Here is a 22,805-nt window from a genome sequence, read left to right on the forward strand (position 1 = left end):
GGGCCAGCGCACTGTTCGTCAGTGTGCTGGCCATAAAGCAGTTAGCTCATAGACTAACCAGCACCCCGGACTATGTCAGCGGCGCGGGGCTCCCATAAGGCTTCGGAAGCACAACGATTTTGGATGGGTGGTGCGCCGGAAATCCTTCCGGCGCACCACCGCCGCCCTTGTCCCACCCGGCGGTGTGCTTCAGCGGGGCCGCCGCGCACCCTTCGCGCCGCTGTTTTTTCTGCCGTGACCGCCCTTTCCGCCGCCGCCGCCGTGGGCGTTCTCGTGGTTGTCCCGTTCGGCCGACCGCTGGCTCTTGCCCGCTACGGCGATCTTCTGGTGCCATTCGCGCTGGTAGGCGCGCCGCGCGGCCGCGTCGTGGCGGCGCGCCAGGGCGGCGAGTTCGCGTTGCAGCTTCAGGTAGCTGGCCCACCGGCGGTCCTCCAGGACGCCGTCGGCGAGCGCCGCCTGCACGGCACAGCCGGGCTCCCGGCCGTGCGCGCAGTCCGAGAAGCGGCAGTGCTCGAAGAGCTCTTCGAGGTCGCCGAACATCTCCTCCATTCCTCCCTCGGCGTCGAAGACCCCGAAGCCGCGCACCCCCGGCGTGTCCATCAGGACGGCGCCGCCGGGCAGGGGAACGAGCGCGCGCGACGTGGTGGTGTGCCTGCCCTTGCCGTCGCCCGCCCGCACTGCCCCCGTCTCCTGGGCCGGGACGCCGGCGAGGGCATTGATGAGCGTGGATTTTCCGGCGCCAGAGGGCCCCAGCAGCACCAGCGTGCCGCCGGGCGGCAGATGGCCCAGCACTTCATCGAGGCCATCGCCGTTCTCGGCAGAGGTGGTGACGACGTCGACACCGGCTGCCTGGCGCACGACCGTCGCCACGACGTCGTCCGCGAGGTCCGCGATGTCCGCCTTCGTGATGATCACGAGCGGCGTGGCACCGGAGTCCCACGCCGCAACCAGGGTCCGTTCGAGCCGGTTGTGCGTGAGCGGACGATCCACCGGAACGACGATCCCGACGACGTCCATGTTGGCGCCAAGGACCTGCGCCTCGGACGAGGCCTCGAAGGCACGCTTGCGGCTCAGCTCCGAGTGGCGGGGCAGGATGCCCACGATGGCGGGCTCCCCCGCCGCGTTCGGACCCAGCCAAACCCAGTCCCCGGTGGCGGGAAGCTCCCCGCCGCGCGGGTAGGGCAGGTGGGCGGTTCCGCCGCCCTCAGCCACCAGGACGAGGTTGCGGTCCACCCGGATGACGCGGCCCGGGCGTTCGCCTCCCGGCACCGGCTGGGCCGCGAACCGCTCGGCGACGCCGGCCGTGTAGCCGTAGAGGACAGGACCTTCGGGGCCAGCCTCATCGGAGGGCACGGCCGTATGAGGCACAGATGAATGAGCCACAGATGAATGAGGTTCGGATGAATTAGTAATGAGGGCGCTGCCGGCGCCCCGGGATGCAGGATGAATGGTCAACGAAAACCCTTTGGTGGGGCCCCGTGGTGCGGCGCATCGCGGGCTGCGGCGGTTTGGATGCCGCGCGCGGAGACTAGCGCTCGATGGCTAGGCTGCGCCGTGGGACGGGGCAGGAGTAATGACATGGCGTGTATCGGTGCGCTGCGCGCTCAGAAATATCGCATTCATTGCTTCCACCTCCCCGTCGATTGCCGGCCTGCTGCGGCCGGCGGTTTCTTCAGGATAGCCATGGTGCCCGTGCCTGGCCAGCGGTTTAGCCGGAAAGTTTTCCGTTCAGCGGCCGCTCACGGTACAGACGCAGCCCGGCATCCACGAGCGAGACCCGGTTCAGCTGCGCCACCTCATCCAGTGGAATCCAGGCCGCGTGGGTGGTGCTGCCGTTCACTTCGTGACGCAGTTCCCCGCCCGTGATCGTCGCCTCGTAGACCAGCCGGAGCGACTGGAAGTCCCGTACGCCGCCGTCGAGCCGGACTTCGGAGGGCCAGTGCCCGACGTCGATCCCCAGCATGGCGCCGACCTCGGCGTCGTAACCGGTTTCCTCGTGGATCTCGCGGCGGCACCCGTCCACCGGGTGTTCGGCCAGGTCCAGGCCGCCGCCGGGCAGCGTCCAGCCCTCGCGGCCGTCCTGCTTCCAGTACGCCAGGAGGATCCCGGCGTCGCGGATGATGACGGCGTAGGCCGCGGGCCGGGTGTCGAATTGCATGCTCATCCCCCCAGCGTAGTGGCCGGCGGATCGCCCCCGACTACTCCTGTTCCGCCACCAGCTGCAGCACCCCGAAGACCGGCTCCTGCGCCAGGACCCGGACATCGGTGATCCCCGCGGCGGCCAGTGCCGTGCGGAACGACTCCTGCAGCCTCGGCACGTTCATGCCGAGTCCGCCGCCCAGGATGACAGGGCCCTCGATGCCGAGCTGCCGGACGGTCTGCGCGGCGAGGTCGGCGAGGTCGCGCCCGGCCTGTTCCATGAGGGCCCGGCTCGGCGCATGCCCTGCGACTGCAGCCTCCACCACGAGCCGGGCCTGCTGGGCCCAGAACCGGCGCCCGGTCTCGGGCGAGTGGAACATGGCGATCAGTTTGTTGGGGTCATCCACCCCGCAGGATGCCAGCAGGGCCGTGCTGAGTTCGTCCGGTTCCAGCCCCTGGTTCATCCGGCGCAGGCTGTGGCGGACGGCCTCCCGGCCCAGCCAGTAGCCGCTGCCTTCGTCGCCGAGCAGGTAGCCCCAGCCACCGGCCCGGGCCTCCTCGCCGCGGCCATTCTTGCCCCACGCGGCCGATCCGGTGCCGGCGATGACGGCGACGCCGGTGCTGGCGCCGCCTGCGGCGAGCAGCAGCCGGGAGTCGTGGACCACCGTGATCCGGGCGCCGGGTACGTGCGGGGCAATCAGTGCCGCGAGCGCCGCGGCGTCGTCATCGGTGTCGATGCCGCCGGCTCCGGCGTAGACCTGGGCGACGTCTCCCCCGCCGATCCTGGCGAAGAGTTCCGCCAGGTTCAAGGCGGCTTCCTCGGGGCTGACGTTCTGGACATTGGAGCTACCCACCGATTCATCGGCCACGGGCGCGCCGCCTTCGAACCTGACGCCCCGGGTTTTGGTGCCGCCGATGTCCAGGCCGATCACGGCACCCGTCGTCGCCTTGGCAGATGGCGTGGTGGAAGATGGAACGGAGTCCGCCGCCGGCGGCGTGTCAGTGTTAGTCACTGGAACAGGTTACTGAATCGCTGCAAGGAGCCCGCAATGCCCCACGATCTTGTCGGCACACCCGTCATCGCGGCGCCCATGGCCGGAGGCACCTCCACAGCGGCCTTCGTCGAGGCCGTGCACCGCGCAGGCGGGCTGGGCTTCCTCGCGGCAGGCTACAAGAGCGTGGCGGCCATGCAGGCGGAAATCAGCACCCTCCGGGAGTCCGGCGCCCGGTTCGGCATGAATGTATTTGTGCCGGATCCGGCCCAACTGCCGCCCTCCGCGGCGGTGCTGGCGGAGCTCGAGGATTACCGGCTTCAGCTGCGCACCGACGCCCGGCGCTACGGCGTGGAGCTTCCGCAGTTGCGTCTCGACGATGACGACGAATGGCAGGGAAAGATCGATGCCCTTCTCTCAGACCCCGTGGAGCTGGTCAGTTTCGCTTTCGGGCTGCCCGGCCCGGACGTCGTTCGGGCCCTGCAGCGGGCGGGATCGGCGGTACTGGCCACTGTCACCACCGCGGCCGAGGCCGTGCAGGCGGCCGGGCAAGGCGTGGACGCCCTCGTCGTGCAGCACACGAGCGCCGGCGGACACAGCGCGGCGTTCCTCCCGTCCCCGGCGCAGCCGGCTTACGCGGCGCAGCCGGGCGGCACAACGGCGCAGCTGCTCGCCGAGGTACGGTCCGCCGTCGACCTCCCGCTGGTGGCTGCGGGCGGCATCATGGATGCGGTCGGGCTGGACGCCGTGCTGCGTGCCGGGGCCGTCGCAGCCCAGCTCGGCACCGCGTTTCTCCGCACTGACCAAAGCGGCGCCAAGCAGTTGCATAAAGATGCCCTGGCCGATCCGCATTTCACCCGAACCCGGCTGACGCGCGCCTTCACCGGCCGGCAGGCACGGGCCCTGGAGAACGAATTCGTCCGCGACCACCCCGAGGCGCCGGAGGCCTACCCTGCCGTCCACCACCTCACGGCGCCCATCCGGGCCGCGGCCACCGCAGCCGGCGACGCGGAACGCCTGAACCTGTGGGCGGGAACGGGCTGGCAGAAGGCACACGCCGGACCCGTGGCCGGCGTCGTGCACGGGCTGCTCGCCGGCCGCTGACCGCAGCCGACCCCCGTCCGAACAGCGGCCGACCCCGTCCGGACACCGTCAGGACCCCGAAGTCGCCGGAAACGTGCCAAACCGCCGTCACCTTACGGCGACCTCGGGGTTAACCGGCGACCTGAGCGCACCAGCTCCAGCCCCGGCGCACCTGCCCCGGCGCTCCGGCCCCGGCCAGGTTCAGCCTGCCGAGCGTTCGCGCACGAAGCCTGCCAGGAGCGCCGGACCGTCGCGGAGCACGAATTCGCGGAACAAGCGCACGGGATCGGACTCGGCATCGGCCACGGCATTCCGCGAAACCGGCTCCCGCCACGCGAGGCCGATCTCGCGGAACGCCAGGTCTGAATCCAGGGGAATCTCCACCCAGCCCGGTCCGCCATCGTCGGATTCGGTGCCCCGCGACGGATGGTGGCTGTTTTGTGCGGCTCTGCCGGGTGCGGAGCCCCCGGGCGGCAGGATGCTGACGCCGAGTCCGGCCGAGACGAGGCCGCGGACGGTGTGCGAGTCCTGGCTCTCGAAGGCAATGCGCGGGCGGAACCCCGCCTCGCGGAACAACGCGTCGGTCAGCGAGCGCATGCCGTAGCCGGACCCCATCGCCACGAAGGGCTCCTGCCGGATCTCGGCAACTTTGGCCCGACGGCGGCCGGCCAGGGCATGCCGGTGGTGGACCACCAGGCGCAACGGTTCGCGGTACAGCGCGGCCGAACCGATTCGCTTACTGGGTGTGGCAACGGGTGCCGTGAGCGCCACGTCGGCGGAGCCCGCGGCCAGTTCCGCGAGGCAGCCGTCCCGTGCACCCTGGCTGAGGTCAAAAGCAGTCTGCGGGTGCCTGCTCCGGAACGCACTGATGAGCAGCGGCAGCATTGCCTCGCCGAAGGTGTGCTGGAACGACACGGCGATCCGGCCGCGGACCACCTCCGACTCGTGCCTGACGCTGTCAAGCCCCGTCTGGAATTCGGCCAGGGCGGCCTCGATGTGGGGCATGAGCGCCTTCGCCGCGGGCGTCAACCGCACGCCCCGGCCGTCCCGGATCAGCAGCTCCGTCCCCACGATGGCGCTGGCCCGCGCAATGGCACGGCTCACGGTCGACTGCGGCAGGCCCAGGAGCTCGGCCGTCTCGGTAATGTGCTCCGTCCGCCCCAGTTCCGCCAGCAGCGGCAGCAGGGGCAGCAGCTGCACGAGCTGCCTGTGTTCGACGTCCATGTTCGCCTCCAGCACTGATCCATATTTGCTATCTATTCTATGGAAATCATGCATTGGAAGCATCCCTCGGGCAGGCTTTAGCCTAAAGGCATGCCACGCATTTCCGCACCCACCGGCACCGGCCCACGCCCCGCGGCCAAGGACGCAGCTGATTCTGCAGCCAATCTTGCAGCTGATCCTGCAGCTAACGCTGCCGCATGGGCGGGCCATCCGAAGGGCTCCACGGCCTACCGCCGGATCCTCGCCGGGCTTGCCTTTGCCGGCGTCGCAACTTTCGCGCAGCTTTACTCCACCCAGGCGGTGCTCCCGCTGCTGGCGGCGGATCTTCGCGTCTCGGCCGCCGAGGCCGCGCTGACCATCTCCCTGGCGACGGTGGGGCTGGCCTTGACGGTGCTCCCGTGGTCCTTCCTGGCCGACCGGATCGGCCGCGTCCGGGCAATGATGTGGGGCATCTCCGCGGCCACCGTCCTGGGCCTGCTGGTCCCACTGGCCCCCAGCTTCCCTGTACTGCTGTCCCTGCGGATGCTGGAGGGAATGGCCCTCGGCGGCATCCCGGCGATCGCCATCGCGTATCTCAACGAGGAAGTCAACAAGGCACACGCCGCGCTCGCCGCCGGGAGCTATGTCGCCGGGACCACCCTGGGCGGCCTGGCCGGCCGGCTGGTCGCCGGGCCTGCGGGCGAACTGTGGGGCTGGCGGGCCGCGGCCCTGGCGGTTTCCGTTCTGGCCACCGGAGCGGCAGTACTGTTCCTGGTTCTGGTGCCCCGGGCCAAGGGCTTCACCGCCGCGGCCGCGGGCGGCTTCCGCGGGGCCTTTCGCACGCTGGCCGGCCATGGCCGCAATCCCCGGCTCCTGGCCCTGTACGTCCAGGCATTCCTGCTCATGGGCGGTTTCGTGGCCGTCTACAACTACCTCGGATTCCGGCTCTCAGGGGAACCGTTCAGCCTGCCCGCGACCGCGATCAGCCTGATCTTCCTGGCCTACCTCTCCGGAACCGTCTCGGCGCGCTGGGCAGCGGGCCTGACGTCGAGGTTCGGCCGGCGCACCGTCCTGATCGCCGGCACCGCACTGATGGCAGGCGGCCTGGCCCTGACGCTCACGGAACAGCTGGCCGCGATCCTGGCGGGATTGCTGCTGTTCACGGGCGGCTTCTTCGCGGCACACAGCATCGGCTCCGGCTGGACCGGACTGATCGCCACGACGGGCCGGGCGCAGGCCGCCTCGCTGTACAACCTGGCCTATTACCTCGGCTCCAGCGTGCTGGGCTGGGCCGGCGGCCTGGTCTTCCAGCGGTTCGGCTGGACGGCCCTTGCGCTGACTGTCATCGGACTGGCCGGCGCGACGGCGGCAATCACCGCCGTCGCGCATCCCGCGCCGGTGCCCGCAACCGGCACCGCGGCCGCCGGCAGGGTCACGGCATCGGGCTCGGACCCGCGGGCTACCGCGTAGCCTCGATCGCCTGCACGAGGTCGGCGACGATGTCGGCCGGGTCCTCCAGCCCCACCGAGATCCGCAGCAGGTTCGCGTGCGGCTTGGCCGCGGCTTCGACCGGCCGGTGGGTCAGGCCCGCCGGGTGCTGGATGAGGGTATCGATCCCGCCGAGGGACACGGCGTGGGTGATCATGCCGACGGCGGCCGGGATCCGCTCGGCGTGCTCGGCGCTGGCGAGCTCGAAGGCCATGAGCGATCCCGGCCCGGACATCTGTGTGCCCACGAGGCCCTGCGGGTCGCATTCGGCCAGTCCCGGGTAGTAAACCCGCCTCACGAGCCCGTGCCCTGCCAGCGCAACAGCGACTTTTTCGGCGCCGGCCTGCTGGGCGCGGACCCGGACCGGGAGCGTTGCCAGCCCGCGGTGCAGCAGGTACGCCGGCCACGGGGTCAGGATGCCGCCGGTCACGGCCCGGATCTGGCGCAGGCGCACCGCCCATTCAGAGCCTGCGGCCACCACGCCACCCATGGCGTCCCCGTGGCCGCCCAAGAACTTCGTGGCGCTGTGCAGCACCATGGCCGCGCCGTGCTTGAAGGGTTGCTGCAGTACCGGGCTGGCGAACGTGTTGTCCACCAGGAGCGGCACACCGTCGGCGGCGGCTGCCACGCGGGCGATGTCCACCAGCTCGAGGGTCGGGTTGGCCGGCGTCTCGAGGATCACCAGGCCGGTGTCCGGCCGGAGTGCGGCGCCGACGCCCTCCGGCGTCGTGAAGGTGACCTCGTTGCCAAGGACGCCGGAGGCCAAGAGGTAGTCGCTGCCGCCGTACAGCGGACGCACGGCGACAACGTGCTTCTTGCCCGCGGCCACAACCGCGAGGAGCGCCGCACTCAGCGCCGCCATTCCGGTGGCAAAGGCGACAGACTCGGGCGTGCCTTCCAGGACAGCGATGCCTTCCTCAAAGCGAGCCACCGTGGGGTTCCACAGCCGCTGGTAGACCGTGCTTTGCCCCTCCACATGTGAGCCGCCGGTGGCCATGTGCTCGTAGGCAAGGCCTCCGTCGTGCACGGACGGCAGGGGCGCCGTCGTGGACAGATCGATGGGCACCGCGTGGACGCCCAGTTCCGTGAGCCCGCTCCGGCCTGCGAGGACCGCCAATGAATCTTGAGAAAGCACCCTAGCTCCTTACGAATATTCACCATTGAATTCCGCAAGTATCTGGCAATAATTCGCGCTTTTGTAGGGGTTCTGAATGGAACTGTCGGATAACGCCATTTATGATGAACGGAGAACACTACTAGGAGGATCCGTGAGCAGCACTGCGAAGAATGTTCGGCCGGGAGCCGGCGAACCGCTGGACGCGATCGACGAGCGCCTGCTCGCTGCCCTCGTCGCGGACGCCCGCATCTCGAACAAACAGCTGGCAGAGCTCGTGGGGATCGCGCCGTCAACCGCGCTGATGCGCACCCGCGCGCTGTCCGAGCGCGGCATCATCGAGGGCTTCGAGGCCAATCTGAGCCTGTCCGCGATCGGGCGTTCGGTCCAGGCCCTCATTGCGGTACGGCTCCGGGCCCATGACCGCGAGCAGATCGACCGTTTCACTGCCCGGGTGCCCAAACTGCCGGCAGTGCTCTCGACGTTCCACACGTCCGGGTCGGTGGACTACCTGCTGCACATCGCCGTCGCCACCACCGAGGACCTCCGTGACTGGGTTCTGGACAACCTGGCCACCGACCCCGTGGTGGGCCACACCGAAACCACGCTGGTCTTCGACCACATCCAGGGCAACCACGGCCCGCTGCCCTAACAGGCCCGGCAGACGCAGTTAGACCCGGCGCAGATAGACCCAGCGCAGTTAGACCCGGCGCAGGGCGCTTCGCAGCGTTACGGCCGCCAGCGTCAGTGCGGCGGCGGCGCACACCGTGACGAAACCGGCGACCGCGCTCTGCAGCCCGACGATCCCGGCTGCAAGCCCCAACCCGATCACCGGGAAGGCGCTGCCAAGGTACGTGATCACATAGACGGTGCTGATGATCTGGGCGTGCCGGGCGGCCTCCACCCTGCCGGCAACGTCGTTGAACACGGTCCGGAAGGCCACGCCCTGCCCCACGCCGGCAGTGATGCTGGCCAGAATCAGCAGCCACGGGCTGCTCCAGGCGGCGGCCGCGGCGATCAGCAGGACGGAGACGCCCAGGACGGCCAGGCCGGCGGACACGGCAAACCGTCCCCGGATGGCCAGCAGCTGGCTCAGGGCTGAGGACCCCAGCGTCAGGCCCGCAAGCAGGCCGATCAGCGGCCGCGAATCGGCGTGGACAATCTGGGCGAAATAGCCGGGAGCCAGCGAGAGGCAGAAGCCAAAAACGGTGAAGCTCAGGAAGCCCACGGACGACGCCAGCCAGAAGGCGCCGCGCGCGTCGCTGGAGACCGAAGGCCGCCGCGGTGCCAGGACCCGCAGGGTCTGGGGACCGGCGTGCAGGCTGATGGCGGGCCGCGCCTTGAGCAGGTACAGGGGCACCAGCACGGCGGCGAGGACGATGGAGTGCAGGTAGTACGGCGTCGAGGTCGGGCCCGGCAGGAGGGACAGCATCCCGCCGATTGCGGGGCCGGCCGCCACCCCGCCGGCGGAGGCCAGGAGCGTGAACCGTGAGGCCCACTCCGGCCGGCTGGGCAGCAGCTCGCGCAGGGCAGCCGAGCTGGCCCCGGTGGCGAGCGCGACGGCGACGCCCTGCAGGGCGCGCCCGGCGGAGAGCGCCACGAGGTTGTCCGCGGTGGCGAAGACAAAGCCGCCGGCCAGGCCCACCAGCACTGCCAGCACGAGGGCGGCGCGGCGGCCGATGTGGTCGGACCAGTGGCCGGCGAGGACGAGGGTGGCCACGAGCGCCAGGACGTAGGCAGAGAACGCCACCGTGACATCGAGCGCGGTGATTCCGAGTTTTGCCTGCAACAGCGGGTACAGCGGCGTCGCAAGATTTGCGCCGACGAGCAGCGTGAAGATCACCACCCCTGCCATCACGAGCCGTGCGGTGGTGGAGGCGTCCCAGCCCCAGCGGTCAGCTGTGGCCGGGCGCATGCGGAGTTCGCTAAAGACTGTCATGGCCGTGCCCTTGCATGAAATCGGGCCGCATGCGTTCCCTGTAGGGAACACCGACGGCCCGGTCGAAAGATTGGTACCTAAAGAATGCAATACCAGTGATCTGCATGGCCAACATTTGTGTCAAAATTGATCAAAACAGTCATTCTCTGGCTGTCCAAGTGAACCGGAGTGATGATTTGAACAGTCTGGACCCTACCGACCTGAAGATCCTGCTGGAACTGATCCGGGATCCGCGGATCCAGATCGGCGAGCTCAGCGACGCTCTGGGCATTGCCCGGAACACCGCCCAGTCGCGCGTGCGGCGCATGCTGCGCTCCGGTGTGCTGCACGACGGCGGCCGCGAAATCGATCTGGAGGCGGTGGGGTACGACGTCGTCGCGTTCGTGACGATCGAGGTCAACCATCGGGAACTCGACGGCGTCGTGGGGGCTCTGCGGCTGATCGCCCAGGTCCTGGAAGTGCACGAGATCTCCGGGCGCGGCGACGTCTGGTGCCGGGTGGTGGCGACGGATACGCACAATCTCCAGGCGGCACTCCGGTCGATCCTTCGGGTCAAGGGGGTCATCCGCACCGAGACCGTCCTGGCGCTGCACACCCATATCCCGTACCGGACCGAACCGCTGATCAGCCGGCTCGCCCAAGGCAACGCGCTGGCTCCCGGCCGGTCCGCGTCGCGGCGGTCCGGGTCCGCCGAATTCCAGGTGGACAAAGGATAATGTCCCGGTGACTATCATCGACAACGCCGTCTACGTTGACGGCATCCGCAGCGTCGAGCCGCGGAACCTCGAGCAGACTTTCGAGACCCTGACCGAGCACGGGGGCATGGCCTGGATCGGCCTGTACCGGCCGACCACTGAGGAAATGGCGGCCGTGGCGGCAGAATTCAACCTGCACGGGCTGGCGGTGGAGGACGCGATCTCTGCCCATCAGCGCCCCAAACTGGAACGCTACGACGACAACCTGTTCACTGTGCTCCGGCCCGCCCGGTACCTGGACGAGACCGAAACCGTGGAGTTCGGCGAGCTCCACGTCTTCACGGGGCGCAACTTCGTGGTCACCGTCAGGCACGCCGAGACGAAAGTCGTGGGCCAGGTCCGGCGCCGGATGGAGGGCCGGCCCGATCTGCTGCGCCACGGGCCCGAGGCCGTCCTGTACGCACTCATGGACCAGGTGGTGGATGACTACGGTCCCGTGGTGGCCGGGCTGGAAAACGACATCGACGAGATCGAGGACCAGCTCTTCAGCGGCGACCCCCTGGTGTCCCGGAGGATCTACGAGCTCGCCCGGGAAGTCATCCATTTCCAGCGCGCCATCCACCCGCTCCCGGCAATGATGCAACAGCTCCGCCGGGGCTTCGAGAAGTACCGGGTGGACATTGAACTGCAGCACAGCCTGCGCGACGTCGAGGACCACGTGGAGCGGCTGATTTCCCGCGCCGATTCGTTCCGTGACCTGCTGCAGAATGCGCTCACCCTGGACGGAACCCTGACCGCCAACCGCCAGAACGAGGCCAGCGCGGAACAAAACGAACAGGTCAAGAAGATCTCGTCGTGGGCCGCGATCTTCTTCGCTCCGACATTTGTGGCCGGGCTGTATGGCATGAACTTCGACAACATGCCGGAGCTGCACTGGACGCTTGGCTACCCGATGGCAATCGCGCTCATGGCCGGCACGGCGGCGCTGATGTACGCCATCTTCAAGAAGAAGGGCTGGCTCTAGCCGGACGCGCGGCGGTGCCGGACCTGGACCATGAGCCGTCGGAACGCCAGGACGAAGACGACCTCGATGAGCACCATCAGCCCGAGCAGCAGCCACTTCCCGCTGCCGATGAAAACGATGGCCCCGGTGAGGACCAGAATGCTCCCCAGCGCCAGGGAGTAGACGGCAAATCCGAGGGCTACCCTGGCGCTGCGGACGCCGGTGCGGAAGCCGAAGCCCTGCGGTTCCCCACCGGGGTACCCCGCAACCCGGTCCGGACCGGCGGGCTGGAGCTTGTCGAACTCCTCCCACGGGTCGCGGTCCTGCTGCTGATTGGTCATGGTTCCATTATCTCGCGGACCCGAAGCGCCGCACCTCTGAGACCGAACCGTTGGACACTTTCGCGCTGCAACATTTTCGTGCCGGGACATTTTCGTGCCGTCACGACGACGGGGCCCGGACCAGTGGTCCGGGCCCCGTCCTTGCATGCCTTTTGGGCTACTTGCTGTGGCCGTGCCCGCCCGAGTCGCCGCGCTTGCCGGTCTTGGCGGCGTGGTCGCTGTCAAGACCGGCCGGCGCGGCACGGTGTTCGGCGGCCGGGGATGCGGGGGCCGGGGCCGGGGCGGCAGGCTCCTGCGCGTCCGCGACCTCTTCCGCGCCCTGGTCGTCCGCGTTCTGGTCGTCCGCGTCCACCTCTGTGCCCTGATCGCCTGCGCCCTGGTCGTCCGCCCCCTGGTCATCCGACTCAGCCGGATCGCCCGATGCAGACGGTTCAGACGAATCAGACGATTCGTGATCGCGGCTTCCTCGGCGGCGGCTTCCTGGTCGCCCACTGCCGGAGTCTCCGACCCGCCCGACTCGGCCGGGTCAGAGGTTTCGGTGCCGGTCGCCGTCATGGTTGACGCCGGGTCAGCCGGGAGATTGGTGGTCGCGGTGGCCGCCGCTGCGCCGGCCCCGCCAGTGACGACGACGGAGGCCACTACTACTGCCTTGCCTGTGGTGCCCAGAGCACTGAGCCAGCCGATGATTCCTGCCACGGGAGAATCCTTTCACAGCGGATATGAGACCGCTGCCGTCCCCCCGGTCGGCAGCCAGCGCCACGCTACCGCTCGGAAACAACCAATTGTCGGCCCTTTAGCCGCTCATTCCACATCCTGAGCCAATGCTGGGCAAACACTGGGGCTCGGGGCAATCACCACGCCCTTAGGCCGCGCGTACGTCGACCTCGCCGGGTTCTGCGCCGTCGGTTCCGAAGACCAGCTGACGGGTGGCGATCTTCTCGGTGAAGAAGCGGTCGTGGCTGACCACGACGACCGCGCCGGGGAAGTGGAGCAGTGCCCGCTCCATCACCTGGGTGCTGGACATGTCCAGGTGGTTGGTGGGCTCGTCCAAGAGCAGCATCGAGGCCCCGGACAGCAGGCACTGGGCCATGGCGACGCGGGCTTTCTGTCCGCCGGAGAGGTTCCCGATCTTCTGTTTGAGGTCGGCCTCGGAGAACTGGAACATGGCGAGGAACCTGTTGACGGACTTCTTAGTGGCGCTGAAGGCCAGGCTGTCCGGCAGCGCGTTGACCGCGTGCGAAACGGTGTCGGCGTCGTCGAGCTCTTCCAGCATTTTGTTGTAGGAAACAAAACCCGGCCCCTTCGCCCAGACCACTTCACCGGAATCCGCCGGTTCCTCCCCGGTCAGCACTTTCAGCAGCGTGGACTTGCCGCTGCCGTTGGAGCCCAGGACCACAATCCTGTTGCCGCGGCGGATCTCAAAGCTCAGGTCTTCGAACAGGACCTTGTCGCCATAGGACTTGCCCAGTCCTTCGACCCGGCAGAGGACATCCTTCACGTGCAGCCCGCCGTAGATCTCGGTGACGATCTGGTCCACGGGACGTGGTGTCCGCGCTTTCTTGATCTTGGCCAGCTGGTTCCCCAACCCGCGGCTGGCGGCCTTGGCGGCCTCCCTGCGGTCGGCGATGCCCTCCGCTTCAAAAGCCAGGAGCTCTGACTCATGGACGAACTGCGCCTCGAGCGTCTTGAGCCGGAACTGCTTCTGGACCACGTACTCGGCGAAGTTTCCGGGGTACTCGTGCAGGTGGAAGTTTTCCACCTCGATGATCCGGGTGACCACCGCATCAAGGAACTTCCTGTCGTGCGAGACGATGATCGCGGCGCCGCGGTAGTCGCGGAACCAGTTTTCGAGCCATTCGACACCGGCCACGTCGAGGTAGTTGGTGGGTTCATCCAGCAGCAGGACGTCCGGGCCCTCCAACAGGATCTTGGCCAGGGCGGCGCGGTTGCGCCACCCGCCGGAGAGTTCGTCAATCGCGCACGTGCGGTGGGCGTCGCTGAACCCCAGCGTGGTCAGGACTGTGTCGATGCGCCGCTGGTAATCCCATCCGTCGAGGCGGTCCATGTCCTCGAACAGCTCGGCCTGGCGCCGGATCAGCCGGTCCAGCTCCGCCTCGGCCGGGTCAGCCGCAATGGCGGCGTCGATGGCTGCCAGCTCGGCCTCGGCAGCCTTGATCTCGACAAACAGTCCGTCAAGGACCGCAAGGATGGTTGCCTCGCCGTCGAGCTCGGAAAACTGGGAGAAGTACCCCACCCTGGTTCCCTGCTCCACGGTGACCGTTCCCGTATCCGGGGAGACCTGGTCCAGGACGAGCTTGAGGATGGAGGTCTTCCCGGAGCCGTTCTTGCCGATCAGGCCCACCCGGTCCCCGGGCTCCAGACGGAAGAACGCCTCGCGGAGGATCTGTGTGTTGTCGAAGCGGACGCTGACGTCCTGCAGCCGGACCAGGCTCACTGCTGCGCGAGACGGTTGCGGACGATTTCGCTGACGGCCTTGCCGTCAAAACGCCCGGCCACCGTGGCGGTGACGGGCTTCATCACTGCCCCCAGCTGACGCAAGGACAGCTCGACGCCGTCGGCCTTGAGCGCGGCGATGACCTCGTCCACGATCGTCTCGACTTCCGCCGCGGTCAGTGGCTTGGGCAGGTAGGCCTCGATCACCTCGGCCTCGGCGATCTCGGCCGCTGCGCGCTCGGCTTCGCCGGCCTCGGTGTAGATGCGGGCCGTGTCGCGGCGTTTGGCGGCTTCCTTTTGCAGGAGTGCGGTCACCTGTGCGTCGTCCAGCACGATTGGCGTCTTACCCGATTTCTCCCGGGTTTCGATCTCGCCCAGGACGTTGCGCACAGTGGTCAGGGCAACCTTGTTGCGGTCCTTCATGTGGCTCACGACGTCGGCGTGCAGGCGTTCTTTCAGGGTGGTCATAGTTCTCCTCGTGTTGTTAACAAGGCTAGCGGCAGAACCCGTTGGCCCCGATCGCCGAGATGATCCGCTGGGCGTCTTCGTCCGGGAGGGCGGGGACGTCCCCGCTGAACTCCGTCTTTGCGGCAGCGATGAGCTGGTCCGCCGTCGATTGCCCCAGCAGTCGGCCGCACAGGCGGCGGGCCTTGTCGATTGCCTGGTCGTCTGGCAGGCGGGGGTTGATCTTGGCCAGCGCGGCCAGCAACGCTTCCTGCTGGGCCGGGTCCGGCTTGGGCAGCGACGCCGGCAGGCCCGCCGCAGGGGTCCCTGCGGACGGCTCGGGGCTCGGGGAGGCGGAACAGGCCGCGGTCAGCAGAACAGACAGCAGGGCCAGGGCGATCGGGGTGGTGTTCTTCATCGGTGGTGGCCTTGTCTGCGCTGGATGTCTATCTTGGATGCCTGCGCTGGATTCGGCTGCCTTGCCGCTGGATTGCACGATGGTCTTGCCGCGCGGATTGCTGCGCCGGCGCGGCCACGGCGCCGTTCACGCAGGTTCACACCATCTCATGAAATCACTGGTGTTCCGTACCGGTGACCGGTCGGGAGTGCCGAACCACGCCGCGCCCGCCACGCCGCCTGCCACTGTCCGGGCCGCGGCTTAGGCTGGTCGCATGCCGCCAACACCTGCCCCGTCTCCGGTTCCGGTTGAAGTCCTCCTCCACACAGGTCCGGCCGAGTGGTGGCAGATCGTTGCCGCGCTTGCCCCTGTTGCTGTACTTGTAGCGGCAGCCGTGGGAGCGTTCATGGCCTGGCGGACTCTGCGCCAGAAGGCCGTCGCCGACGACCGGGCCGAGTGGTGGAAACGGACCCAATGGGCGCTGGACCGTGCCCTGGACGAGGACGGGGACAGCAAAGCCCTGGGGCTGGCAGCGCTGGATGTGCTCGCCCGCAGCGAGTTGGCCCGCAACGAGGAGCTTGAGCTTCTGGACATCGCGTGGGAGTCCGTGAACGGGGCCGGGGAAAGCACAGTCAACGGGCAGCACGTCGCTGCGCAGATTACCGGCCCGGCGGCCCTCTCGCATCACCGGGTTCGGGTCGCCGCCGCCAGGCTGCGCGTCAGACTGGACGACCGGCTCGGCCGCACGACCCCTCCCGGCACCGCGGCCCTGGCCAAGGAAGCGCTCTAGCCGCGGCTGGCGCTGCCCTCGAGTGGGAGACCAGGATGACGGCCGCGCAGACGCACCCGGCGCCGCAGAGGGGGCAGAGGTAGCCGGCTGCCTGCTGGTCGTCCGCCCAGAAGGCGGGGATCGTGGCCACCTGCGCAAAACCGGCCCGCTCCAGCATCCCCAGGGAAGAGTGCTGTGGATCGGCCGAGACCCAGGACGCGGACACGACATCGTGGCAGCCGCGGGCCTTCAGAAAGTCCAGGCTGGCCGCGATCATGATCGAGCCGACGCCCGTCCCCCTGGCTGCGGGCGCGACGACGACGGACTTCAGCTCCCCAACCCGGCGGCCGTCCAGGCCGGCGTCGACTCCGGTGATGCGCAGGCGGTCCTGCAGTACGGCGTGGGACGCACGGGGTCCAGGACGCGGGCGGTTGCCGCGCCCAGGAGCCCGCCGCCCCGGCCGCGGGCACGGATAAGGACTCCCCCGCCATCGGCTGAGAGTTGCGCCAGAGCTGATGGCTGAGTGAAACCGGAGCCGAGAGATTCGTTGAGGAGCGCTGCCGCTTCGCTGGCCACGGCCGGTCCCGGTGTGCCGACGTGCAGGGCGACGTTCGACGCCGCCCGGGTCCCGATCGCTGCGGCTCCCATGTTTGCTCCTCGTCGGCGGGCATCAGTCGGCGGGCATTAGTACGCACCATCGCATCGACCCGGAACCGGGCAGGGACGCCGAGGGCGGCCGGCAATGTCTTTTCACGCACACATTCGCGCACTCAAAGGTTCAAAAACCCTTGAAATCTGTGGAGCTAAGGAGATTCGAACTCCTGACCTCTTCGATGCGAACGAAGCGCTCTACCAACTGAGCTATAGCCCCGAAGCAACGCCGGTCCTGACGGAACGGCGTTGCCGGTGTCCCTAGGCTACAAACTATCTGCGCTGTTTTCCAGCCAGCCGCGGAAAGTCTCGGCGCCGTGTCGCGCTTCCGGCACCAGGTTCAACCCCTCGCGCAGGTAGCGGCCCATCGCTCCGGGCAGTGGGAAGCGCACGAGTTGACCCTTTGCGCGGGTGGCCCGCTGCCATTCCCGGGCAAAGTCGACCATGTCTTTGGATTCCGGGCCGCCGAGGTTCAGTACCCGGTGCCGCGGGCCCGCGGCTGGAACGGGCGCCGGTTCAACGGCGGTCTCCAGCAGCACCGCGGCTGCGTCGGCCGGCGATACCGGCTGAAACCTGGCACCTCTGACCACGGGGATGATCCGCAGCTTTGAGCCGGCGCCGAACATCATCGCGAGCAATGAGTGGAACTGGGTGGCCCGGACCACCACGGTCTCGAGTCCGGACAGCTCGTAGGCGTGTTCTTTGGCAGCTTTCGACCGGTAGAAGGAGGAGTTGCTGCGATCGCAGTTCACGATGGACAGCATGACGGCCCTGGCCGTTCCCGCGTCCTGTGCAGCGGCCAGAAGCAGCGCACCGCCGTCGGCGAAGTTCTTGCGCGCCTTCCCGGCGCGTCCGTCCAGGCAATCGATCACGACGTCGGCGCCGGCCAAGGCGGCCGCTATCCCCCCTCCCGTCGTGACGTCCGCGCGGAAGTATTCCGCGCCCCGGATGTTGCCGGCGGCGCCGGCCCCTGGCGGGTTGCGGCTAAGGACGGCCACGGCGTGCCCGGCGTCGACGGCCAGGCGCACCACTTCTCGGCCCACTTGCCCGGTTCCACCGGCAACGCAGATCCTTGTCATGACCCGAGGCTACCGCAGCGAAGCCCGCCGGCGACGCTGCGGGGAAATGGAAAACCCCGGGCCGCCATCGCTGGCTGCCCGGGGTAATCTCCGGAAGGACTGGTCGGATCAGGCGCGGCGCCGCTGGAGGACGTCATCCAGGTTGCTCAAGGCGCTCTGGGCCTTGCTGAGCTGCTTCGACTCAGAATCGTCGGCGGTCTGCGGATCGGACGCCGCCGGTCGCGCCGAGGCCTGTTTGAGAGACGGTTTCCCTACGGCCTTCGGCGCCTCGGGAAGGTCGAGGGGCATTGGGGCTGCACGTTCGGCCTTCGGCGCTTCGACGTAGGTGGGCTTGGGAACCTCGACGGGCTCCCAGCTCGCGCCCTCCGCTACTGCACCCGTGTCGGCTGCCATGGCCGCCGAGGCATCCCCAGAGGCGACGGCTTCAGCGAGGGCGGCCTGGCGGAGTTCCAGTGCGGTCAGCGGCTTCGGCGCGGGCTCGGGCGTGTCGCGGCCCGCTTCGGCGTCGAAGAGCGGGCTTTCCGGCCGGGCAGCGGGACGTCCGTCGGGAAGGGAGGGGGTCTGTTCGGGCACGGACGGCCGCGCAGGGGTGCGTTCCGGGCTGCCCATGGCTTCACGGAATGCAGCGTTGATCTTCCGCCGGCGATCGCGGACGGCAAGACGGCGAAGCAGCGCCACTGCGGCGAAGGCGCCCAAGAGGGCGGTCACCGGCAGCCAGCCTGAACCGATGCCGAAAAGTCGAAGGACTCCGGACACCACTGCCGTGAGGAGCGCCAGGAGCCCGGCTACCGCCAGCACCAGCCGCCCCCAACGAATCCGGAACGCCGGGGAGCCCGCCGCAGCAATCGGGCTCACCCGAGGGGTCGCCGCTTTGCCCGCCCCGGGCCCAGGTGTGCCGCCGGCAGGGTCTGCGCGCTGTGTGCTGATCATGGGTTTCTCCTGCTGCGCCGCCATTTTCATAACCTTCCCCGCATGTGGATCTGCTGGTTCCATGTCAATGACATCCGCCAGGAATTCGCCTGCAGGCTGCAGCTGGTGGCGTCCGTTCCGGAGAACGTAAGGCGCCACCCACACGATCCAGAGCGCAACAGCAATGACAAGGATCACAGAGCTGCTAAGAGGGAAGTCCACACTCAAAACCGTATGAGGTATATGGGGTGCTGCCCCGCATTGTCAGGGGTGTGTCGCGCACGCAGCGGCGACTGGCCGGCGTCGGGGCGTCGTGGCTGGTCAGGCGGCTATCACGGGCATCAGGACTGGCGGGTTCTCAGCCACCGCGCGAGAAGGCCCTCCGGCACTTCCTCAGCCGTGAGCGCGAAGGTCCGGTGGTCTGCCCATTCACCGTTGATGTGCAGGAACCGGGGCCGGAATCCCTCGTCACGAAACCCGAGTTTCTCCACCACGCGCAGGCTCGGCGTGTTCTCCGGCCTGATGTTGATCTCCATGCGGTGCAGGCCAAGGGTGCCGAAGCAATAGTCGGTCGCCATGGCCACGGCGGTCGGGGCGATCCCCCGGCCGGCCCGTTCCTTGTCGACCCAATAGCCAAGCGTCGCCATCATGGCCGACCCCCAGACGATCGAGGACACCGTCAGCTGCCCCACGATCACCGGAGCCTGATGGCCTGGAGTCCATTCCGCGATTACGAACGGCAAGGCCGTGGCCTGCGCGGCCTGCGCCTTGAGCGAGCGCACCATCTGCCGGTAGTCCGGCAGGCCGCCGCCGGGGACCGGGTTCGATGCCTCCCAGGGGGCCAGCCACTCGCAGTTGCGGGACCTGAGCGCTGTCCATTCCTTGCGGTCCCGGTACCGGATCGGGCGCAACAGGATATCGCCGCTCTCCAAGGTCACCGGCCAGGTGAAGCTGCCCCCCACGGGAGTTATTTGGCGAGGCTGGGGGCCAGGCTGGACGCGAAGCCGGGCAGCCATTCGCGCAGGCCCGGGCCGAGGTCCTCACTGTCGCAGGCGAGCTGGACACAGGCCTTGAGGTAGCTGAGCTTGTCGCCGGTGTCGTAGCGACGGCCGCGGAAGATGACGCCGTACACGCCGTAGCCCTCGCCGGTGCCGGCCGAGAGTTCCTGCAGGGCGTCCGTGAGCTGGATTTCCCCGCCGCGGCCGGGCGCGGTGCGCTCCAGCACTTCAAAGACGGCCGGGTGCAACACGTAGCGGCCAATCACGGCCAGGTTGGACGGGGCGTCCGCGACATCGGGCTTCTCCACGAGCTGGTTGATGCGGACGTAGTCCTCACCGCCGATTGCCTCGACGTCCGCGCAGCCGTAGGCACTGATCTGGGACGGGTCCACCTCGATCAGAGCGACCACCGACCCGCCGGTCTTGGCCTGGACCTCGATCATGGTGCTGAGGAGCTCATCGCGGGCGTCAATGAGGTCATCTCCCAGGAGGACGGCGAACGGCTCCTGCCCGACGTGTTGCTTGGCCCGGAGGACGGCGTGGCCGAGGCCCATGGGATCGCCCTGGCGGACGTAGTGGATGTCACCGAGGTTGCTGGCGGCCTGGATGGATTCGAGCTTCGCAGTGTCACCCTTCGCCTTCAGGGTGGACTCCAGCGCGGGGACGCGGTCGAAGTGGTCCTCCAACGCCCGCTTGTTGCGGCCAGTGATCATCAGGATGTCGTTCAGGCCGACATTCACGGCCTCCTCGACGACGTACTGGATGGCCGGCTTGTCAACGACAGGCAGCATTTCCTTGGGCATGGCCTTTGTGGCCGGGAGAAACCTGGTACCAAGGCCCGCGGCGGGGATAACGGCCTTGCGGACGGAAGCGATGGGTGTATTCACACGACTAATCTAACGGAGGGACCAATCATTGCGTAATCATTATGCGAACCGCCTGCCGGGCCCCCCGGTGCAGCGCGGCCGCAAGAGGCAGAGGACGGGCCAAGATGGCGTCAAAAGATGAAATTCGATCCAGCCACAGGGCGGCGCGTTCTGCACTCCCGCTGGCCGCACAGGACACCGCCGCGGCGGGCATCGCCAGCCATGGGCTCGAGTGGGCCTCCGGGCTTGGCCGCGGCCGCCAGGGCACCTTCGCTGCGTACCTCGGGGTGGGCGCCGAACCGCCCACACTGCCACTGCTGACTGCCCTGGTCGAGGCCGGGCACAAGGTGCTGCTGCCCGTTTGCGAACCCGACATCGAGCTCAGCTGGGTTTACTGGACTCCCCAGTCCGGGTTTGTCCGCAGCCGGTACGCGCCTATCCAGGAGCCTGTCGGAGAGCGACACGGTACCGAAGTCATGCGGGACGCCACCGCAATCTTCCTGCCGGCCACCGCGGTGGATTTCTCGGGCAACCGAATCGGGCAAGGCGGCGGCTACTACGACAAGTTCCTTGCCGCCCTGGCTGCCATGTCCTCCGCGCCCGACGGGGCGGTGGACATGGCAGCCGACGCTGTCACGTTGCCGACTGCCGCCGTCGTCTATGACACGGAGGTGCTGCCCGCAGGCAGCATCCCCGCGGAGTCGTTCGACCGGAAAGTCGACACGGCGCTGACCCCGGGCGGGATCATCCGGCTCGGCCGATCCCGGGCCGCCTGATCCGGGTTCCCGCCAAGGTGATAGAATTGGCACTCAGGCCCTGCGACTGCCAAAGACGGAACAGGTCGATAGACATATCGGCGGTGATCCGGACTCGGCGGCACGGGACCTGCTCGTTTGCCCCTGAGGAGGATTTCCAGTGCCCACGTATGCATACGCCTGCAAGGACTGCAGCCACGCCTTCGAGATCGTGCAGTCGTTCAGCGACAACTCCTTGACGTCCTGCCCCGAGTGCCAGGGCACGCTGCGCAAGAAGTTCAACAGCGTCGGCGTAGTGTTCAAGGGCTCCGGCTTCTACCGGACCGATTCGCGCGACACCAAGGGCAGCACGGTTTCCCCGGCTCCTGCAGCTCCCGCGGCCACCCCCGCGCCCGCCGCCGCCGCCGCCAGCTAAGGCACCTGCCGGGTTGGCGCCGGCCGCCGGCTGATGCTGGGCACTGCCCGGCGCTGGCCGCTGTTGCCGTTGTCCACATAGGACGTTCCGCGGCTGCCGCCGCTCTGCGCGGATCCGTAGCGTGGCGGCATGGAACTTTTCCTCACCGCGGTTTCCCCGCCTTCGTTTAAGACGGCTGCCCCGGCGGCGTCCGGGCCGTCTTCCGCGCCTTCGTTCAGGCCGTTCCGCGCCGCAATGCCTGAAGCGGGCACCGGCCGCTGGTCCCGTACCGGGATCCGCCCCGCAAGCCTTCCTGCCGCCACGTTTTCCGCCGCACGCCTCCCGTTCCGGAGTCGGATCGGTACCGCGAAACCCCGCCGGCGTCCGCCCCGCGGCCGTCCGTCGTGGCGCCGCCTGCGCAGCTGGCTGAACCGGAACCGGCGGCTGATCGCGGCTCTCCTGTTCTGCATCCCCGCCGGACTGACAGTTCAGCAACTGGCTCCAGCGCCGATTGACACTGTCGCAGCCTTCGCCGCCGCGGCCGATCTGCCCGCTGGAAAGTCCCTGGAACCCGGCGATCTCAGCAGGATCAGCGTGCCACGCGGCCTTATTCCTGCGGGCAGCCCCGGCAGCGAGACCGCCTTCGAGGGAAAACAGCTGGCCGCACCGTTGCGCCAGGGACAGCTCCTCACCGACGCCCAGATCCTGGGACCGGGCCTGCTCGCCGGAAGCCCACGCGGCTCCGCGGCCGTGCCGCTGAGGATGGCAGATCCGGCCTCCATCCAACTCGTCTCCCCCGGGCAGCTCGTCAATGTGGTGCTGACTGCCGGCAACGGCATGGAACAACCCGGCGAAAGCCAAATCCTGGCCGAAGCCGTGCCAGTGCTCTGGACGTCGGCGCAGGGCGGCAAGGCCAGCCCCTGGCCCGCTACTGCGGAGACTGACGGGCTGGTGGTGGTGGCAGCGACCGCCGAGCAGGCCCGAAGGCTGGCGGGCGCGTCGACCCAGGGCAAATTGTTTTTCGTGCTTGTGGCGTCACCGCCGGGCTAGCTGTCCAGCCAGCAGGGCGTTCCCGCCGGGCCAGTGGCCGGG

At 68.5% G+C, this 22,805-nt stretch carries 26 protein-coding genes and 1 tRNA gene; 9 read left to right on the plus strand and 18 right to left on the minus strand.

The window, feature by feature from the left end:
• Positions 1 to 189: 189 nt before the first annotated feature.
• From rsgA to AC1DRO_RS04925, 3 genes are all read right to left on the minus strand, one after another.
• Entirely contained in the window at positions 190 to 1,353 is a 1,164-nt protein-coding gene (gene rsgA / locus AC1DRO_RS04915) for a ribosome small subunit-dependent GTPase A (protein WP_476950030.1), read from the minus strand.
• A 355-nt stretch (positions 1,354 to 1,708) separates the two neighbouring features.
• Positions 1,709 to 2,164 (minus strand): NUDIX hydrolase, encoded by a 456-nt coding sequence (locus AC1DRO_RS04920; RefSeq protein ID WP_028275721.1) that lies wholly within the window; start codon positions 2,162 to 2,164, stop codon positions 1,709 to 1,711.
• A gap of 34 nt (positions 2,165 to 2,198) precedes the next feature.
• Positions 2,199 to 3,152 (minus strand): N-acetylglucosamine kinase, encoded by a 954-nt coding sequence (locus tag AC1DRO_RS04925; RefSeq protein WP_476950031.1) that lies wholly within the window; start codon positions 3,150 to 3,152, stop codon positions 2,199 to 2,201.
• A 36-nt stretch (positions 3,153 to 3,188) separates the two neighbouring features.
• On the opposite strand from AC1DRO_RS04925, the gene AC1DRO_RS04930 reads away from it, so the two are divergent.
• Entirely contained in the window at positions 3,189 to 4,235 is a 1,047-nt protein-coding gene (locus tag AC1DRO_RS04930; protein ID WP_476950032.1) for a nitronate monooxygenase, read from the plus strand.
• 180 nt (positions 4,236 to 4,415) lie between these two features.
• Here the strand turns inward: AC1DRO_RS04930 and AC1DRO_RS04935 are convergent, their stop codons facing one another.
• A complete protein-coding gene (locus tag AC1DRO_RS04935; protein WP_476950033.1) occupies positions 4,416 to 5,438 on the minus strand; it encodes a LysR family transcriptional regulator in 1,023 nt (340 codons plus the stop codon).
• A 90-nt stretch (positions 5,439 to 5,528) separates the two neighbouring features.
• Here AC1DRO_RS04935 and AC1DRO_RS04940 point away from each other — a divergent pair, with 90 nt between their 5' ends.
• A complete protein-coding gene (locus tag AC1DRO_RS04940) occupies positions 5,529 to 6,887 on the plus strand; it encodes an MFS transporter (RefSeq protein ID WP_476950034.1) in 1,359 nt (452 codons plus the stop codon).
• Here the strand turns inward: AC1DRO_RS04940 and AC1DRO_RS04945 are convergent.
• Positions 6,877 to 8,040, minus strand: coding sequence for a trans-sulfuration enzyme family protein (locus AC1DRO_RS04945; protein WP_476950035.1), 1,164 nt, complete (start codon positions 8,038 to 8,040; stop codon positions 6,877 to 6,879). The two genes, AC1DRO_RS04940 and AC1DRO_RS04945, sit on opposite strands and share 11 nt — an antisense overlap.
• A gap of 133 nt (positions 8,041 to 8,173) precedes the next feature.
• On the opposite strand from AC1DRO_RS04945, the gene AC1DRO_RS04950 reads away from it, so the two are divergent.
• The gene (locus AC1DRO_RS04950; RefSeq protein WP_476950036.1) at positions 8,174 to 8,671 is read left to right on the plus strand and encodes an Lrp/AsnC family transcriptional regulator; all 498 of its coding nucleotides are present in this window, start codon (positions 8,174 to 8,176) and stop codon (positions 8,669 to 8,671) included.
• 48 nt (positions 8,672 to 8,719) lie between these two features.
• Here AC1DRO_RS04950 and AC1DRO_RS04955 read toward each other — a convergent pair whose 3' ends face one another.
• Positions 8,720 to 9,958, minus strand: coding sequence for an MFS transporter (locus AC1DRO_RS04955; RefSeq protein WP_476950037.1), 1,239 nt, complete (start codon positions 9,956 to 9,958; stop codon positions 8,720 to 8,722).
• 176 nt (positions 9,959 to 10,134) lie between these two features.
• On the opposite strand from AC1DRO_RS04955, the gene AC1DRO_RS04960 reads away from it, so the two are divergent.
• The gene (locus AC1DRO_RS04960) at positions 10,135 to 10,674 is read left to right on the plus strand and encodes an Lrp/AsnC family transcriptional regulator (RefSeq protein ID WP_043434882.1); all 540 of its coding nucleotides are present in this window, start codon (positions 10,135 to 10,137) and stop codon (positions 10,672 to 10,674) included.
• Between the two features lie 7 nt (positions 10,675 to 10,681).
• Entirely contained in the window at positions 10,682 to 11,677 is a 996-nt protein-coding gene (gene corA, locus AC1DRO_RS04965; protein WP_476950038.1) for a magnesium/cobalt transporter CorA, read from the plus strand.
• Here corA and AC1DRO_RS04970 read toward each other — a convergent pair.
• The 5 genes from AC1DRO_RS04970 to AC1DRO_RS04990 all read right to left on the minus strand — a co-directional run bounded on the left by AC1DRO_RS04970 (position 11,674) and on the right by AC1DRO_RS04990 (position 15,313).
• Entirely contained in the window at positions 11,674 to 11,997 is a 324-nt protein-coding gene (locus AC1DRO_RS04970) for a hypothetical protein (protein WP_028275726.1), read from the minus strand. The two genes, corA and AC1DRO_RS04970, sit on opposite strands and share 4 nt — an antisense overlap.
• Before the next feature lie 157 nt (positions 11,998 to 12,154).
• The gene (locus tag AC1DRO_RS04975) at positions 12,155 to 12,349 is read right to left on the minus strand and encodes a hypothetical protein (protein WP_476950039.1); all 195 of its coding nucleotides are present in this window, start codon (positions 12,347 to 12,349) and stop codon (positions 12,155 to 12,157) included.
• Positions 12,350 to 12,859: 510 nt separating this feature from the next.
• Positions 12,860 to 14,452 (minus strand): ABC-F family ATP-binding cassette domain-containing protein, encoded by a 1,593-nt coding sequence (locus tag AC1DRO_RS04980; RefSeq protein ID WP_476950040.1) that lies wholly within the window; start codon positions 14,450 to 14,452, stop codon positions 12,860 to 12,862.
• A complete protein-coding gene (locus AC1DRO_RS04985) occupies positions 14,449 to 14,919 on the minus strand; it encodes a GatB/YqeY domain-containing protein (RefSeq protein WP_476950041.1) in 471 nt (156 codons plus the stop codon). The genes AC1DRO_RS04980 and AC1DRO_RS04985 overlap by 4 nt, the downstream gene beginning before the upstream one ends.
• Positions 14,920 to 14,944: 25 nt before the next feature.
• Positions 14,945 to 15,313 carry a hypothetical protein gene (locus AC1DRO_RS04990; RefSeq protein ID WP_476850315.1) on the minus strand — a complete coding sequence of 123 codons (369 nt, stop codon included), beginning with the start codon at positions 15,311 to 15,313 and terminating at the stop codon, positions 14,945 to 14,947.
• A 253-nt stretch (positions 15,314 to 15,566) separates the two neighbouring features.
• On the opposite strand from AC1DRO_RS04990, the gene AC1DRO_RS04995 reads away from it, so the two are divergent.
• Positions 15,567 to 16,082, plus strand: a complete 516-nt coding sequence (locus tag AC1DRO_RS04995) for a hypothetical protein (protein ID WP_476950042.1) — start codon at positions 15,567 to 15,569, stop codon at positions 16,080 to 16,082.
• Here AC1DRO_RS04995 and AC1DRO_RS05000 read toward each other — a convergent pair.
• The 7 genes from AC1DRO_RS05000 to galU all read right to left on the minus strand — a co-directional run bounded on the left by AC1DRO_RS05000 (position 16,012) and on the right by galU (position 20,585).
• A complete protein-coding gene (locus tag AC1DRO_RS05000) occupies positions 16,012 to 16,455 on the minus strand; it encodes an N-acetyltransferase family protein (protein ID WP_476950157.1) in 444 nt (147 codons plus the stop codon). The genes AC1DRO_RS04995 and AC1DRO_RS05000 overlap by 71 nt on opposite strands.
• Positions 16,389 to 16,709 carry a hypothetical protein gene (locus AC1DRO_RS05005; RefSeq protein WP_476950043.1) on the minus strand — a complete coding sequence of 107 codons (321 nt, stop codon included), beginning with the start codon at positions 16,707 to 16,709 and terminating at the stop codon, positions 16,389 to 16,391. The genes AC1DRO_RS05000 and AC1DRO_RS05005 overlap by 67 nt, the downstream gene beginning before the upstream one ends.
• A 150-nt stretch (positions 16,710 to 16,859) precedes the next feature.
• Positions 16,860 to 16,932, minus strand: a tRNA-Ala gene (locus tag AC1DRO_RS05010).
• Between the two features lie 46 nt (positions 16,933 to 16,978).
• A complete protein-coding gene (locus tag AC1DRO_RS05015) occupies positions 16,979 to 17,791 on the minus strand; it encodes an SDR family oxidoreductase (RefSeq protein WP_476950044.1) in 813 nt (270 codons plus the stop codon).
• 108 nt (positions 17,792 to 17,899) lie between these two features.
• Positions 17,900 to 18,898, minus strand: a complete 999-nt coding sequence (locus tag AC1DRO_RS05020) for a hypothetical protein (protein ID WP_476950158.1) — start codon at positions 18,896 to 18,898, stop codon at positions 17,900 to 17,902.
• Between the two features lie 143 nt (positions 18,899 to 19,041).
• Positions 19,042 to 19,662, minus strand: a complete 621-nt coding sequence (locus AC1DRO_RS05025) for a GNAT family N-acetyltransferase (protein ID WP_476950045.1) — start codon at positions 19,660 to 19,662, stop codon at positions 19,042 to 19,044.
• 5 nt (positions 19,663 to 19,667) lie between these two features.
• Positions 19,668 to 20,585 carry a UTP--glucose-1-phosphate uridylyltransferase GalU gene (galU, locus tag AC1DRO_RS05030; RefSeq protein ID WP_476950046.1) on the minus strand — a complete coding sequence of 306 codons (918 nt, stop codon included), beginning with the start codon at positions 20,583 to 20,585 and terminating at the stop codon, positions 19,668 to 19,670.
• Between the two features lie 104 nt (positions 20,586 to 20,689).
• Between galU and AC1DRO_RS05035 the strand changes: the two genes are divergently transcribed.
• The 3 genes from AC1DRO_RS05035 (at position 20,690) to AC1DRO_RS05045 (ending at position 22,763) form a co-directional block, all read left to right on the plus strand.
• Positions 20,690 to 21,340 carry a 5-formyltetrahydrofolate cyclo-ligase gene (locus AC1DRO_RS05035; RefSeq protein ID WP_476950047.1) on the plus strand — a complete coding sequence of 217 codons (651 nt, stop codon included), beginning with the start codon at positions 20,690 to 20,692 and terminating at the stop codon, positions 21,338 to 21,340.
• Between the two features lie 139 nt (positions 21,341 to 21,479).
• A complete protein-coding gene (locus AC1DRO_RS05040; RefSeq protein ID WP_476950048.1) occupies positions 21,480 to 21,734 on the plus strand; it encodes an FmdB family zinc ribbon protein in 255 nt (84 codons plus the stop codon).
• Between the two features lie 234 nt (positions 21,735 to 21,968).
• Positions 21,969 to 22,763, plus strand: a complete 795-nt coding sequence (locus AC1DRO_RS05045) for an RcpC/CpaB family pilus assembly protein (protein WP_476950049.1) — start codon at positions 21,969 to 21,971, stop codon at positions 22,761 to 22,763.
• The last annotated feature ends 42 nt before the right edge of the window (positions 22,764 to 22,805 follow it).

The organism is Arthrobacter sp. P4_F11 (assembly GCF_056401395.1).

Coding starts and splice junctions, on each gene's coding strand:
- AC1DRO_RS04920 (WP_028275721.1), bottom strand. CDS start 2,164: ATGAGCATGCAATTCGACACCCGGCCCGCGGCCTACGCCGTCATCATC.
- AC1DRO_RS04930 (WP_476950032.1), top strand. CDS start 3,189: ATGCCCCACGATCTTGTCGGCACACCCGTCATCGCGGCGCCCATGGCC.
- AC1DRO_RS04935 (WP_476950033.1), bottom strand. CDS start 5,438: ATGGACGTCGAACACAGGCAGCTCGTGCAGCTGCTGCCCCTGCTGCCG.
- AC1DRO_RS04940 (WP_476950034.1), top strand. CDS start 5,529: ATGCCACGCATTTCCGCACCCACCGGCACCGGCCCACGCCCCGCGGCC.
- AC1DRO_RS04955 (WP_476950037.1), bottom strand. CDS start 9,958: ATGACAGTCTTTAGCGAACTCCGCATGCGCCCGGCCACAGCTGACCGC.
- AC1DRO_RS04970 (WP_028275726.1), bottom strand. CDS start 11,997: ATGACCAATCAGCAGCAGGACCGCGACCCGTGGGAGGAGTTCGACAAG.
- AC1DRO_RS04985 (WP_476950041.1), bottom strand. CDS start 14,919: ATGACCACCCTGAAAGAACGCCTGCACGCCGACGTCGTGAGCCACATG.
- AC1DRO_RS04990 (WP_476850315.1), bottom strand. CDS start 15,313: ATGAAGAACACCACCCCGATCGCCCTGGCCCTGCTGTCTGTTCTGCTG.
- AC1DRO_RS04995 (WP_476950042.1), top strand. CDS start 15,567: ATGCCGCCAACACCTGCCCCGTCTCCGGTTCCGGTTGAAGTCCTCCTC.
- AC1DRO_RS05005 (WP_476950043.1), bottom strand. CDS start 16,709: ATGGGAGCCGCAGCGATCGGGACCCGGGCGGCGTCGAACGTCGCCCTG.
- AC1DRO_RS05015 (WP_476950044.1), bottom strand. CDS start 17,791: ATGACAAGGATCTGCGTTGCCGGTGGAACCGGGCAAGTGGGCCGAGAA.
- AC1DRO_RS05035 (WP_476950047.1), top strand. CDS start 20,690: ATGGCGTCAAAAGATGAAATTCGATCCAGCCACAGGGCGGCGCGTTCT.
- AC1DRO_RS05045 (WP_476950049.1), top strand. CDS start 21,969: ATGCCTGAAGCGGGCACCGGCCGCTGGTCCCGTACCGGGATCCGCCCC.